This window comes from uncultured Psychroserpens sp., from assembly GCF_947494225.1.
Taxonomy (GTDB): domain Bacteria; phylum Bacteroidota; class Bacteroidia; order Flavobacteriales; family Flavobacteriaceae; genus Psychroserpens.
In genome coordinates, this window is the sequence record NZ_CANLUG010000011.1 from 60,551 (window position 1) to 73,309 (window position 12,759).

8 protein-coding genes are annotated in these 12,759 nt (G+C 34.5%); 3 read left to right on the forward strand and 5 right to left on the reverse strand.

The window, feature by feature from the left end; translation table 11 throughout:
* Positions 1–2: 2 nt before the first annotated feature.
* Genes thrC through thrA form a run of 3 tightly spaced genes read right to left on the reverse strand, consistent with a single transcriptional unit; the run spans position 3 to position 4,663 of the window.
* Positions 3–1,298, reverse strand: a complete 1,296-nt coding sequence (gene thrC / locus Q0893_RS18825) for a threonine synthase (RefSeq protein ID WP_299278684.1) — start codon at positions 1,296–1,298, stop codon at positions 3–5.
* A complete protein-coding gene (locus Q0893_RS18830) occupies positions 1,299–2,219 on the reverse strand; it encodes a homoserine kinase (RefSeq protein ID WP_298904867.1) in 921 nt (306 codons plus the stop codon).
* Positions 2,219–4,663: a bifunctional aspartate kinase/homoserine dehydrogenase I gene (thrA, locus tag Q0893_RS18835; protein WP_299278688.1), complete on the reverse strand. Its 2,445-nt coding sequence runs from the start codon at positions 4,661–4,663 to the stop codon at positions 2,219–2,221. The genes Q0893_RS18830 and thrA overlap by 1 nt, the downstream gene beginning before the upstream one ends.
* Positions 4,664–4,989: 326 nt before the next feature.
* Between thrA and Q0893_RS18840 the strand changes: the two genes are divergently transcribed.
* On the forward strand, positions 4,990–6,564 hold the full coding sequence (locus tag Q0893_RS18840) for an NAD(P)H-hydrate dehydratase (protein WP_299278691.1): 1,575 nt from the start codon (positions 4,990–4,992) through the stop codon (positions 6,562–6,564).
* A 23-nt stretch (positions 6,565–6,587) separates the two neighbouring features.
* On the opposite strand, the gene Q0893_RS18845 is transcribed toward Q0893_RS18840, so the two are convergent.
* Positions 6,588–7,028: a hypothetical protein gene (locus Q0893_RS18845; RefSeq protein ID WP_299278694.1), complete on the reverse strand. Its 441-nt coding sequence runs from the start codon at positions 7,026–7,028 to the stop codon at positions 6,588–6,590.
* A 205-nt stretch (positions 7,029–7,233) separates the two neighbouring features.
* Complete coding sequence (locus Q0893_RS18850; RefSeq protein ID WP_299278697.1) at positions 7,234–8,658, reverse strand: TlpA disulfide reductase family protein; 1,425 nt, start codon at positions 8,656–8,658, stop codon at positions 7,234–7,236.
* Between the two features lie 126 nt (positions 8,659–8,784).
* Between Q0893_RS18850 and hutH the strand changes: the two genes are divergently transcribed.
* The gene (gene hutH, locus Q0893_RS18855) at positions 8,785–10,296 is read left to right on the forward strand and encodes a histidine ammonia-lyase (protein ID WP_299278700.1); all 1,512 of its coding nucleotides are present in this window, start codon (positions 8,785–8,787) and stop codon (positions 10,294–10,296) included.
* A gap of 472 nt (positions 10,297–10,768) precedes the next feature.
* A partial coding sequence (locus tag Q0893_RS18860; RefSeq protein WP_299278703.1) for a hypothetical protein occupies positions 10,769–12,759 on the forward strand: 1,991 nt, incomplete at its 3' end.

Genomic DNA, 12,759 nt, shown 5'->3' on the forward strand with positions numbered 1-12,759 from the left:
GATTAACGATTTTGTAAAAAATCTTTCAAATCTTGGTAACTAGAAATCTTTATAGCAACTTTATCTTTATCTATAACCGCTTTAATTTGAGGAGGCAGTTTGAGTTGAGTTTTTATAACACCCTCTACAACGTCTAAAAATTTAGTAGGATGTGCCGTTTCAAGAAAAACACAATGGGCACCATTGTCCGTTTTAAGATAGTCTTTGCAACCTAAATAGCCAACAGCACCATGAGGATCTGCAACGTAGTTAAACTGCTCGTAAATTTCTAATAGCGCTTCTTTGGTTTGAGCGTCTGTATAACTAAATGATGATAGGTTGGTCTTGAGTTGGTCAAAATTGTTATCATAAATTTCTTGAATACGAATAAAATTACTTGGATTTCCTACATCCATCGCATTGCTAATAGTTGGTACTGAAGGTCTCGGACTATAGTTTTTGGTTTTTAAATAATTGGTAACAACATTATTTGCATTGTTTGAAGCAATAAAATGATTTACTGGGAGTCCCAGTTTTTGTGCCATCATACCAGCACAAATATTTCCAAAGTTTCCACTAGGAATAGAGAATACGATGTTGTTATGTTTTTTATGCAATTCTCTATAAGCAAACATAAAATAGAATAATTGAGGTAACCATCTTGCTACGTTGATAGAATTGGCAGATGTTAATTGTGTTTTTTGAGTAATCGATTCATCTAAAAACGCCTTTTTCACCATGTCCTGACAGTCATCAAAAACTCCATCTACCTCAAGTGCGGTGATATTTTGACCAAGGGTTGTGAGTTGCTTTTCTTGAATATCACTAACTTTTCCTGAAGGATACAAAATGACAACATTTACACCTTCAACACCAAGAAAACCATTAGCAACGGCACCTCCAGTATCTCCTGAAGTAGCAACTAAAACTGTAACTTCGTTCGTGTTGTTTTGATTAAAATAACCAAGACACCTCGCCATAAATCGTGCACCAACGTCTTTGAAAGCCATGGTTGGTCCATGAAACAATTCTAAAGTTGATATGTTGTCATTTAGTGGTATTATGGGGAAATCAAACGTAAGTGTTTCTTCAATTATCTTTTTTAATACGGCTTCAGGAATTTCAGGGCTTACAAATTGTTTAATGGCTTCAAAAGCAATATCACTGTTAGATTTGTCTCCAATAGTTTCAAAAAATGATGGAGGTAAAGGGGTAATGTGTTCTGGGAAATATAAACCTCTATCTGGTGCAAGTCCCTTTATTACTGCTTTTTCGAACGTTGTGTTTGGTGCTTCTCTATTTAGACTGTAATAGTTCATTTATAAAATTTTGATGCCTTGGGTGTTTATTTTTGAAATATATATTTCGAAAGGAATATTTGTCTTGACAAATACGTTTTGGATTGCCTCTGCAACATTTTGAGCTTTTTTATGGCCATGGCTTAAACTAAAAATAGAAGGTCCAGAACCTGAAATTCCACAACCTAATGCTCCGTGTTTAAGTACAGTTTCTCTAATTAAATCAAAGTGTGGGATAAGTTTACTTCGATGTGGTTCTACTACGACATCAGTTAGCGATTTACTTAATAAATCATAATCGTTTGAATGTAAGGCATGTACTAGACTACCAACATTAGACCATTGTGTTATGGCATCTTTTAAAGGTATATTTTTAGGTAAAATAGCCCGAGCTTCTGCCGTTTTGATTTCAATTTGAGGATGAATAATTACGGCCCATAGATCGTTAGGTGTAGGAAGTTGTAAAATATCCAAAGGCGCAACTGATTTAACGAGCGTAAATCCACCAAAAATAGCAGGCGCAATATTGTCGGCGTGTTCACTCTTACTTGCTAAGGCTTCGCCTTTCATAGCGAAATTAGTGAGTTCAGTTCTATTATAAGGTCTTCCCAAAATTTCATTCATTGCAAATACACTTCCAACAGCACTTGCAGCACTACTTCCAACACCACTTCCGGGTTTGATTTTTTTATAGATTTCAATCTCAAAACCAAAATCAGGTTGCACGTCTTTTAATAATGCTAATGCGGATACACCGGCAACATTTTTTTCAGGATCGAACGGTAAATCGTAACCAGTGATTTTTGTAATATGGATACCTTTTTTGTCCGTCTTTCTTACAACCATTTCGTCCCCAATAGAGTCTAAACAAAATCCGAGCACGTCAAATCCACATGATACATTTGCTACAGTGGCAGGTGAGAATATTTTAAGTTCCTTCATTAGTTGTTTCCTATTCTTATTATATCGGCGAAAAGTCCTGAAGCAGTAACATCGGCTCCAGCACCAGCTCCTTTTACTATAAGTGGCTGCTCTGGATATCGCTCTGTGTGGAACATTACAATATTATCTTTACCCTCCAAATTATAAAACGGGTGGCCTTCGGGAACTTCTTTGAGCCCAACTTTGGCTTTACCCCTTTTAAATTCTGCAACATATTTGAGTTGACAATTATTGTTTTTAGCAGACGCATACAGCTTTTGGAAATGATCTTCATTAGTTTTTAAAGTTTCATAAAAATCATCAATGGAACTGCTTTCTAAGCTGTCCTTGGTTAAAAAAGATTCATTTTCTATGTCTTCAATTTCCATTTTCATTCCGTTTTCTCTGGCTAAAATTAACATCTTTCTAGCCACATCAATACCACTTAAATCTATTCTTGGATCGGGCTCTGTATAACCTTCAAATTGCGCACGCTTTACAGTGTCATGAAAGTTGTTTTTATCGCTAAAATTATTGAAAACAAAGTTTAAGCTACCAGATAAAACAGCTTCAATACTGGTTACTTTATCACCAGAAGCGACTAAATTGTTTAGTGTATTAATGATTGGTAATCCAGCGCCAACATTGGTTTCAAACAAAAATGGCGCGTTGTATTTTAGAGACAATCCTTTCAATTCTTTATAAGTATCATAAGAGCTAGCGCAGGCAATTTTATTACATGCTACAACGGCGATACTTTGTCTTAAATAGTCGTTGTAAAGTTTAGCTACGGCCTCATTTGCCGTAATGTCAACAAAGATGCTATTTCTTAAATTTAGAGCAATAACCTTGTCAAAAAAACCACCTAAGCTCGACTTTTCTGCATAATGAAATTGAGATGTCCAATTATCTAAATCGATCCCATTTTCATTAAAAATCATCTTGCGTGAATTGGCCATTCCAACAATTCTAACGTCTATCTTTAATTTTTTCATTAAAAAGGCGTGTTGTTGTTGAATTTGATCAATAAGTTTTTCGCCAACGTTACCAACTCCTGTGATAAAAACGTTGAGTCGTTTTGTTTTAACCTCGAAAAAACTTTCGTGTAATGTGTTAAGTGCTTTTTTAACATCTTTATTGGCAATTACTGCAGAAATGTTTCGTTCAGAAGCACCTTGGGCAATGGCTCTTATGTTAATATTGTTTTTGCCTAAACTTCTAAACATTTTTCCACTAATACCTTGATGGTTTTTCATGTTGTCTCCTACCAAGGCTACAATTGAAAGGTCGTTTTCAACAAGTATAGGGTCTATTTTATGAAGTGATATTTCATACTCGAAAGTAGTATCAATAGCAGATTTTGCAATGTCTACATGGCTTTGATCAATACCTAAACAAATTGAATGCTCTGATGAGGCTTGTGTAATTAAAATGATATTAATTTTTTCATTTGCCAAGGTTTCAAATAAGCGTTTCGAAAAACCAGGAATACCAACCATTCCACTTCCTTGAAGTGTAATTAGTGAAATATTACTAATGTGACTAATTCCTTTTACTGCTAATCCGTTTTGCTCATTTAACTTTGAAATGAGAGTCCCTTCGTCATTTGGTTTTAACGTGTTTTTTATTAGAATAGGAATTTCTGCATCTAGAACGGGTTGTACCGTAGGGGCATATAGAACTTTGGCACCAAAATGAGAGAGTTCCATGGCTTCCTGATAAGATAACTTTTTAATCGGAATTGCTTGTTGCACAAGCTTAGGATTCGCAGTATACATACCACTAACGTCGGTCCAAATTTCAAGCCTATTCACTTTTAGAGCGGAGGCAACGAGTGCAGCAGTAAAATCTGATCCTCCACGTCCTAAAGTCGTCTGCTCGCCAGATTCAGATTTTGAAATAAAACCTGGTAATATCGTGATACGCTCTTTAGCTTCCGAAAAGTAGTCTTTTATGTTAGTATTCGTTAGTTCTAAAAGAACTTCTCCTTTGGTGAAATTGGAATTTGTAATGATAAGATCTTGACTATTTTTTCTAAGACAGTTTAAACCTCTGTTTTTTATAGTTTCTGCAATTATAAATGATGATAACAATTCACCAAAACTTAAAAGTTTATCTGAAGTTTTTTGAGATAACTCATTAATCAAGAAAATACCATCTAGCAGACTTTTTAACTCCTGCAATTTTGCATTCAAGTGGTTGGAAATTTCAGTATTATCTGAAGGTATTAATGTCTCTAATATAGAATGATGCTTTTCGGTAATTTGATCAAATTCTAAGACGTAGCTTTTGTCTTTATTTTGTGCTAATTCTCCCGCTTTAAGAAGTTTATCTGTAATACCGCCAACGGCTGAGACAACACAAATTACTTTATCCTTTTTTGCATAATCATTAAGGATTGTTATAACGTTATTTATGTTTTTTGCAGAACCTACAGAAGTTCCACCAAATTTTAAAACATTCATTTGTAGTGATTTATAAATGAGTTGATTTTTCTTTTTTAATCCTTTAAGCAAGGACTTATAATGTGTTGAGTATATGACAAACTAAAAACCCCTAAGGGTAGTCATGCCATGAGTTGCCTCATTGAATATTAGGGTATGATGTAAGGATATTTGCGTGTCGTTTAACATAAAAATCGTCTATACCTTTCAAATGTATTATTTTTACAAGAATAAAAAAACTTAAAAGGTTGTTTTACCTGTTTTTTAGTTTAAAATTAGGCTAATGGTATAAAGTACCTTGTTAAGAAAAAAAGCTATCAATTTAACAACAGATTATAACCTCTTACATGAAGATTTTTTCTAAAGAACAAATTTACGAAGGCGACCAACTAACGTCAAAAAAGCAAAATATTTCCTCTACTGAATTAATGGAGCGTGCTGGAATACAAATTTTTAATTGGCTACATGTACGCATGCAAGGAGCTCAGGTTCCCATACATGTGTTTTGTGGCATTGGAAATAATGGAGGTGATGGATTGGTTATTGCTAGACACTTAATAACGCATGGATATAATGTTAATACCTATGTGGTTAATTGTAGCGATAAACGATCTCAAGATTTTTTAGTAAACTATGATTTGATTAAACAAACTACTAAGAAATGGCCGAATATGTTAAGCTGCGAAGCCGATTTTCCAGAAATACATAAAGATGATATTATCGTAGATGCAATTTTTGGAATAGGACTTAACAGACCTGCAAATGACTGGGTAAAATCCTTGTTTGTTCATTTAAGAAATAGCAAAGCATTTACCTTGTCTGTCGATATTCCATCTGGAGCTTATACAGATAAAGTTCCTGAAGATGAAAATGGAGTGGTATGGGCTAATTATACATTAAGTTTCCAGTCACCAAAACTCATTTTCTTTTTACCCGAAACATCAAAGTATTCTGTGCAATGGGAAGTACTAGATATTGGAATTGATCGAGAGTTTTTGTTTATGACAGAAACAGAGGCAGATTTAATAGGAAAACATGAAGTATTGCCTATTTATAAACCTCGAGAGAAATTTGCTCATAAAGGTGATTTCGGACATGGTTTAGTTCTTGGTGGAAGTTATGGAAAGATGGGCTCAGTTGTATTGGCAAGTCGTGCAGCACTTTCCATAGGAGCAGGATTAGTAACCGCTTTTGTTCCAAAATGTGGTTACCAAATTTTACAAACAGCTTTCCCAGAAGCCATGGTTATTACAGATGAGGAGGAAACTTTTATTTCTAACATTTCATTTGATATAGAACCAAAAGTTATTGGATTGGGAATTGGAATGGGCACGAATGTTAAGACGATTTCTGCTTTGGAGAAATTCCTAAAAACTAATAAAACGCCATTGGTTATTGATGCAGATGGATTAAACATGCTATCCAAGAAAAAAGCGTTGTTGAAACTACTTCCAGAGCAATGTGTTTTAACACCACACCCAAAAGAACTAGAACGATTAATTGGTAAATGGAAAGACGATTTTGATAAACTCAAAAAAACGAAGGTATTTTCAAAAAAGTATAAGGCTGTTGTTGTTATAAAAGGTGCGAATACTATAACAGTTTTTCATGACAAATATTATATCAATACAACTGGAAACCCTGGTATGGCAACAGCCGGAATGGGAGACGTTTTAACAGGTGTTATTTCAGGTTTAATGGCACAAGGTTATGATGCACTAGCGGCTACTGTTTTTGGAGTTTATTTACATGGAAGAGCTGCAGATATCGCTATTGAAGATTTGGGCTATCAGAGTTTAATTGCTAGTCATGTAATAGAGGCACTTGGAGAGGCTTATATTGATTTATTTAGACAGCCAGAACAACCTGAAGCTGCAGAAGGTCAAAGTAATAAAGAAGATACAAAAAAAGCCACTCATTAAAGTGGCTTTTTTTTTTAAGTTATCTATTGAACAACAATTATACTTGCTGGGCATTCAATATCGTATGGAGGTCCGAAAGTGTCATTTAAAGGGTTATAATCACTCTGTTGACAAGTTGTCCAAGAGGTACCATTAGGACCATAATGAGTTGTAACAAATAAAAGATGTCTACCAGAACTTATTTCTCTTGATAAGAATTGATTTTCACTATTATTTGAAGTCAAATAATTCTTAATAAGATCACCTTTCCATTCATATAAAACTACTTCGTCTCCTTCATTAATTTCATGATTATATTGAAACAATTGGGCATCTTCATTCCAAACAATTTTTGATTTTTCATCTAAATTGTAAGGACTCATTCTTGCTTGAGTGTTGTCTTCTAGTTGAGTAGTTGACTCAGATTCACAACCCATTAGTGTTAAAATAAAAACTAATCCAAATAATAATTTAATTTGCTTCATAAATGCTTAAGTATAATGCTCTTCAGCTTTAATTTAAGTCTACTCTTTTAAGTTTTCGACATCCCTTGTATTCGTGAGTTTAAATCTACACATTTTCTGTACATTAAATAACAAGAAAGACATAAAAACAACTAATTTATAATATATAAAAATAAAAAAAGCCACTCGTTAAAAGTGGCTTTTTTTTAAGTTATAAATAGATTGCTTAAGGCTGCATTTTAAGCTCTTGCTCCAATAACTCAACTAATTTAGGATTAGAAGGTCTTGGTGCATCTGCACTAACAATATTTCCATTAGGATCTATTAAAATAAAGCGAGGAATAGCATTGATTTGGTAATCTTTTAGAAAAGATGAATTAAAGGCATTATCAGCATAGAGCTGAATACCACCCAGTTCTTTTTCAACAATCATTTCAGCCCAACCTTCTTTAGCTAAAAGCGCTTTTTCTTCTGGTGTTTCACCGTCATAACCTCTACCATCATCAGCAGAGATACTTACAAATTCTATGTTCTCATTGTGAAATTTCTTTTCAACCTCTTTTAAGGAAGGTATTTCTCTGATACAAGGGCCACACCATGTTGCCCAAACATCAACATAAACATATTTCCCTTTTAAATCAGATAAAGACATATCTCCTCCTTTATGATTCTTATAATTATTAAAAACAGGAGAAGGTTTACCTTTTATTAGATCTTTATTTTTTTCAAACTTTTCTCTTAAACCTTTTTTTGCATCTTCATCTGTAAGATTACTAATGAAAAAGTTATTTATAGATTCCATATTTGGGTTTCCTGGTGACACAAGAAAATCAGATAGACTATTAATTACGTCATTTTTTAAAGCAGGAATTTTAATAGTCTCAATACTTTTTAAATGCTCTGTTGTTGTAGCAAGATGATCATCACCAATAGCCTCATAAATTGGGTCTAGAGATTTACCCATAACAATACTTCTATACGCTTGAGACGACTTATATGCTTTTTCATTGTCTAAAGCCAAGTTTTTTATAGCATCAGGAACAAAGTTTTCAGATACTTCGAAATCTGGCTTTTTTGCATAATAAGAATGATAGTTACCATAACGATTAATCATACCATATTCGTCATAAACTAAATTTTCTTTTTCAGTAGCAAGAAAATCGGCATCAGCATTTTCAAGTGCACTCAAAGCTTCAAGATTCGTAGATTTTATTTTAGCTAGAGCTTCTTTGTAAGGCCCTTCTTCTAAAGCATAAAAAACAGCCGCGTCTTTAGTGGCTTCTTCATTGTTTAGATATTTTTTAGCTAAGTAGTTGTTCTCTACAGAACCCTCGCCAGTATAAGTTACTGTTTCATCAAATTCTTTAGCATCTACTGTAACATTAATGTTATCTCCTTTTTTGATATACATTGAGGTGCTTTCTCGTCCAAAAGAGAGTGAATAAAATCCATTTTCAGAAATACGTAATGTGTCAGAAAAAGTACCATTCTCTTTGATTTCAATTTCCGATTTAAAATCGGCATTTGATAATACTGCTTTTGTAGCTTTTGAATTCTCGATTGTTCCAGAAAGCACAGCATAATCAATTTTAGGTTCTTGCTCACATGCAATAATAGACAATGCAAAAAGAGCAATAATTAATCTTTTCATAATTATAATTGTTTTAGTTACTCAAAAATACAGATTATTAATATTTTAATTCACATTTTATTAATTATTAACATTTGTTGCAAAGTAGAAATGTTATTCTGAATTTTGAGACCGAAACATTTTTATATGAACACGACTCATTTTATATCTTCGGAAATATTAGAACTAACAACTATTTGTGATATCATTTTTCAGAATAGGAAGATAGAACTCTCAGAAACAGCGATTGATAAAATCCAAAAATGTAGAGATTATCTTGATGAAAAAATTAAGAATCAAGATGAACCTATTTATGGAATTAATACAGGATTTGGTTCTTTATGTGATGTTAAGATTTCGAAAGATAAGTTGACGCAGTTGCAAGAAAATTTGGTAATGTCACATGCATGTGGTACTGGAGATGAAGTACCACAACCTGTTGTGAAACTAATGTTATTACTTAAGGTGCAATCCCTTAGTTATGGACATAGTGGTGTTCAGTTAGAAACGGTACAGCGATTAATAGATTTTTATAATAACGACGTTCTACCCGTTATTTATACCCAAGGGTCTTTAGGGGCATCAGGAGATTTGGCTCCTCTTGCACATTTGGCTTTACCACTAATAGCAAAAGGGGAGGTACGTTATAAAGGAAACGTCTGTAAAGCTCAAGAGATATTGACTCAGTTTAATTGGGATCCCATCCAACTAAAATCAAAGGAAGGTTTGGCGCTATTAAATGGAACACAATTCATGAGTGCCTACGGAATTCATTTACTTCTGGAATCTTATAAGTTGTCTTATTTTGCCGACTTAATAAGTGGCATTTCACTCGAAGCATTTGACGGCAGAATAGAACCATTTAATGAGTTGGTTCATCTAGTTAGACCACACCAAGGGCAAATCAAAACGGCCGAACGTGTTAGGACATTTTTAGAAGGAAGTGAGCTTATCCAACAGAAAAAGAAACATGTACAAGACCCTTATTCTTTTAGATGTATTCCACAAGTTCATGGAGCAACAAAAGATACTTTGAGTTTTGTGTCTCAAGTCTTTAAAACCGAAATTAACGCCGTAACCGATAATCCAAATATTTTTGTTGGTGAAGATGAAATTATATCTGGTGGAAATTTTCATGGCCAACCTTTGGCACTAGCTTTAGACTATTTAAAAATCGCAGTGGCAGAGCTTGGAAATATTTCTGAAAGACGAATTTATCAATTAGTTTCAGGACTGAGAGGGTTGCCTGCATTTTTAGTTGACAATCCTGGGTTAAATTCTGGGTTCATGATTCCTCAATATACAGCCGCAAGTATCGTAAGCGCAAACAAGCAATTAGCGTCACCAGCCAGTGTAGATAGTATTGTCTCTAGTAATGGCCAGGAGGACCATGTAAGTATGGGCGCTAATGCAGCCACACAATGCTACAAAGTCGTTTATAATTTAAAAAGAGTATTGTCTATAGAATTGCTTAATGCCTCCCAAGCAATTTATTTCAGAAAACCTCTAAAGTCTTCTCCATTAATTGAGTCGTTTTTAGATAGTTATAGAGTTGAAGTGCCATTTGTTAAAGAAGATTTGATTTTTTACAATTTGATTGAAAAGACCTTACATTTTATCGATGATTTTTACATCGAAAATGAATTACTTTTCGATTAAATGCAAAAAAAAATGTTCAACTGTTTAATATCAAAAAAAAGGATAAATTTATTTGGCTGTCAGTATTTTATAATATATTTTTGAAAGTAAGTTGTGGTGAGTTCTGTTCACTCGCAACCCAATAGTAGATTAAATAATAGCATATAAATTTACTGTTCTTACCTTAAAAATTGTTTAATAGCACAACAATTGATTATTAGCATTTATTGATTTAGAATGACATCATTCTAGTTTGATGTTCTGCTTTGCAGTACATCATATTTTATTTTGAAGCTTATACGCAAATATCGTATTTGCGCTTTGCTGACAATACATGTATTGTCAATATAAATGTTAAGATAATTTTAATTTAAAACCAAATGTTATGTTTATGAGCAATTTTACTCGAAGTGGTAGGCGCGCCAAAATTTGGCAGTCTATTACAAACCTATCGTGTTGTAGCATTGATCTTATGACTAAACAAACTAAAAGCGTGAAGACGTTACTCGTCTTTATCATGCTTTTTGCGTTTAGTACAAGTACAATGTTTGCACAAGATGCCGGTCGAAGTACGTTCTTCAACCGTTGTCTAGACGATGCGCCTCCGGGGCCTACAGAGGCTGACGTGGCGAATCTTTATTTAAATCAGTGTGGTGACATCCCGGCTGAGGTTATTAAAACAACCTTGCAAGAAGGAAATGATTGCGACTGGAGAGTTGAGTACACTTACGATGTTAAGTGTGGAGACTTTGAAGAGCAAATCAAAATCGTCTACAATGGAGGTGATTTAACTCCACCAGAATTAAATGATGGTGCAGTGCTGCCTGTTGGAGAGACCGGCTTAAATTTATGTTATGACGATGCTCCTGAGGGACCATCAATAGCAGATATTGCTGAGTTGTATTCAGATAATTGTAGCGATGTTATTGTTACTAAAGACGGAGCACCAGAAGGAACAGATTGCTTATGGTCTGCAGTGTATACATATACTGTTAAGGATGCCTGTGGTAACACAGTAGTGCCAGATCTAGTAGTAACGTATTCTGGAGGCGATATTCAACCACCATTTTTGGACAAGAAAGTAGCAATTCCTACTGGAGAAAATGGATTGAACTTGTGCTTTTCAGATAAAGCTCAAGGTCCTACTGTTGAGGATATTGCAGCATTGTTTATTGACAATTGTGGAGACGTATTAGTTGAAAAATCTGAAGTTTCTAAAGGAAGTGACTGTAAGTGGTATGCGGAATACACGTACACAATTCAAGATAATTGTGGGAATTTTGCAGATCCTATAGTTGTTATATATAGAGGTGGAGATCAAGAGCCTCCTGTATTAAATGGAGTACCAGATGACGTTGTTGTAGATTGTATTGATCAAATTCCATTTACACCAAAGAACGTTACAGCTACAGATAATTGTTCATCTAAAGTGTCAATCAACGTAAGTGATGATACGAGTAATTTAAATGGAGCATGTTTAGGTGGAACGGTTATTAGAACTTGGACTGCAACTGATGATTGTGGATTAAGTGTTTCTGAAAGCCAAACAATTACAGTTTTACCAACACCTGAAGCTACTTTAGAAGCTCCATCATTCCCATCTAACATTTCATGTGAGGATGCAGCTGGTTTTTCAGCAAATGATGCGACATATAGTAATGGTGTACAAGAAGGAGCATGTGCTGTTTCTGGTTCTATTGAAGCTACTGTGAATGCTCAATATGATGAGTGTGGTGGTACAATAACTGTATCTTACGATGGTTTAGATTCTTGTGATCGACCTTTAAGTGCAGGACCATATATTATTACTGTTGACCCAGCACCAATGGCTGAGTTTGATGAAGTAGAAGATATGGAAGTGACTTGTGCAGAAGCATTAGTTTTTGAATCAAGTCCTTTAGGATACACTAATGGTGGAACTGGAGTATGTGAAATATCTGGTGAAGTAGAAGGTGAAGTAATTGGAGATTACACAACATGTGGAGGTTTTATTTACGTAGATTATACATATACAGATGATTGCGGTAGAACGATAACAGCTAAGAAAACTGTTACAGTATTACCAGCACCAATGGCAGAGTTTGATGAAGTAGAAGACATGGAGATTTCATGTGAGGAAGCAAATTCATTCGAGCCAGGATCATTATCATATACTAATGGTGGATCAAGCACTTGTTTAATTTCAGGTGAAGCTCAAGGAGAGTTAAGCGGATCATACGATGAGTGTGGTGGTCTTTTAGAAGTTGATTGGACTTACACTGATGAATGTGGAAGAACGATAACAGCTAAGAAAACAATCACAGTATTACCAGCACCGATGGCTGAATTTGATGACGTGGAAGACATGGAGATTTCATGTGAGGAAGCTAATTCATACGAAGCAGGATCATTAGGATACACTAATGGTGGAACTGGAGCATGTGAGATTTCAGGAGAAGTTCAAGGTGAGTTAAGTGGATCATACGATGAGTGTGGTGGAACACT

Excerpts from the sequence above, each read along its gene's own strand:
- thrA (WP_299278688.1), bottom strand. The coding sequence starts at position 4,663 with ATGAATGTTTTAAAATTTGGTGGAACTTCTGTAGGTTCTGCAAAAAAC.
- Q0893_RS18830 (WP_298904867.1), bottom strand. The coding sequence starts at position 2,219 with ATGAAGGAACTTAAAATATTCTCACCTGCCACTGTAGCAAATGTATCA.
- Q0893_RS18840 (WP_299278691.1), top strand. The coding sequence starts at position 4,990 with ATGAAGATTTTTTCTAAAGAACAAATTTACGAAGGCGACCAACTAACG.
- Q0893_RS18845 (WP_299278694.1), bottom strand. The coding sequence starts at position 7,028 with ATGAAGCAAATTAAATTATTATTTGGATTAGTTTTTATTTTAACACTA.
- thrC (WP_299278684.1), bottom strand. The coding sequence starts at position 1,298 with ATGAACTATTACAGTCTAAATAGAGAAGCACCAAACACAACGTTCGAA.
- Q0893_RS18850 (WP_299278697.1), bottom strand. The coding sequence starts at position 8,658 with ATGAAAAGATTAATTATTGCTCTTTTTGCATTGTCTATTATTGCATGT.
- hutH (WP_299278700.1), top strand. The coding sequence starts at position 8,785 with ATGAACACGACTCATTTTATATCTTCGGAAATATTAGAACTAACAACT.